Consider the following 1,672-nt stretch of genomic DNA (forward strand, 5'->3'; position numbering starts at 1 on the left):
TGATGTATTCGACTTCGTCGTTTTCGACATCCCCTACAAACCAACTTTCCACTGAACTGATGAGAACAAGCTCGCCAGCAAGGCTGAGCGCATTCCACCGGCCGGGCCAAGATGTTCACAATAGCCGTCAGTCAACGTCATCTACCTGATTTGTTGCCAGGAGGTAGACATGCCTAACTCGACACAAACAATCAGCTCAGCCGAACAATCGACTAAAGACCTGATTAAGACAATTGAAGCGCGCCCGACCCTCGATCAACAGGCGCGCACAATGATCAGCACGCTGAATACACTACTCCAGAAGCTTTCGGACCTCGGTAACGAACGGACCCGTTTGGGGACCGCAATCGGCCTGCATACTAGCTTGCAAGGAGTTTACATCAGTCCGCTTGAAACCTTTGTCAGCGCCAATCTTACGATGCAGAAACTGGGGCAACTCAACACTGCCAAAACAGCTTCAAACCAACAGCTTGGCAATGAAAACGTGCTGGCCAAAGCCCTAATTGAGGCGCTGCGGCAACTTCTTTCCGATCTTGGCGGTGCCCCCTTTGTCCCCGACGACATGCCGCCCGGCCCTATTGTTCCTTAAGGAAGCTCTCAGTATGACAGCACTTGATAACCTCAAAGCCAAGACAGAAGCCGTTTGGAACAGCTTTGGACAGCAAGGCATTGCAGACTTACAAACGGCCGTACGGACAGGTGGGGAGCATCGCACTGAAGCGCGGCGTGCTCTTTACCAAAGGTTTTACAACACCTTTAACACACCAGACGACCGCCCCCAAAACCCGCGCCATACGCTCACATTTGATGAGATCAATGCCGTATTGATCGGCCTGGGACAACGGCAACTGGCTTTTCTGGGTACTGCAAACAGATATGTCGATATCCAAAACAATATTTTCCGCACGGTCCATAGTGCGCAACAGTCGCAGTACCCTGATGTATTCTGGAGCCTGTCGGGTGGGGAACTTTATCGCTGTTTCTATCACTTCGGGTTCCCACCTATGGAGCCGCGCAATAATGTGCGGCTGGCTGTGAATGTCCCTTTGGGGCGCATTCCCGATGCCATTGATAACTTTCTTATCAACAGCCGCACCACTGATGGTGACGTTATTTCCTTCAAGGTCGGCGCACCCGGCCTTTACGGCAAACCTGACACAGCGCTGATATATGTCCGAAAACCGGCCTCCCAACAGGACCAGACGAATTTCGATACTCTGGTGCAATCTGTGACGACTTGGGCGGGCCAGTCCCCGGCGAACACCCTGCGCAACTGGACCCATCCCCTGATGGAGAAACTAGCCAACGGTGTTGCAACGGCAGATGACCCACCAAATGATCAAGCTTATGGCGGGATATCCTTTACTGCGTTGCGTGCGGTCATTGCGACGATTGTGATCAGCAACCGGATCGGCCTGAGCGGCAACGCGCCGCAGGTGCAGGGAAAAACAGCTGCCCAAGCAGCGACCGATGAACTTGTCGGGCAACTGGAAAATTACGGCATCAACGCCAACAATCCGGCACGCAACGCCGACTTGCCCGATCAGCAAACACGTGCGGAGATTCGTGCGTACGCGCTAGAGGTGGGAGCGGCAGTACAATAGGATTACAACCGCGCAGGATTTCGCTCCTATTGCGATCAGCCAAAATCAAACAGCGAAAGCGACGGGTT

Annotated in this window: 2 protein-coding genes; both read left to right on the forward strand. The window is 53.3% G+C overall.

Features of this window, described 5'->3' with window-relative positions; translation table 11 throughout:
- Positions 1-169 precede the first annotated feature (169 nt).
- On the forward strand, positions 170-589 hold the full coding sequence (locus TH2_RS20365; RefSeq protein WP_008892346.1) for a hypothetical protein: 420 nt from the start codon (positions 170-172) through the stop codon (positions 587-589).
- A gap of 13 nt (positions 590-602) precedes the next feature.
- Positions 603-1,604, forward strand: coding sequence for a hypothetical protein (locus TH2_RS20370; RefSeq protein ID WP_008892347.1), 1,002 nt, complete (start codon positions 603-605; stop codon positions 1,602-1,604).
- The last annotated feature ends 68 nt before the right edge of the window (positions 1,605-1,672 follow it).

Source organism: Thalassospira profundimaris WP0211, from assembly GCF_000300275.1.
Taxonomy (GTDB): Bacteria; Pseudomonadota; Alphaproteobacteria; order Rhodospirillales; family Thalassospiraceae; genus Thalassospira; species Thalassospira profundimaris.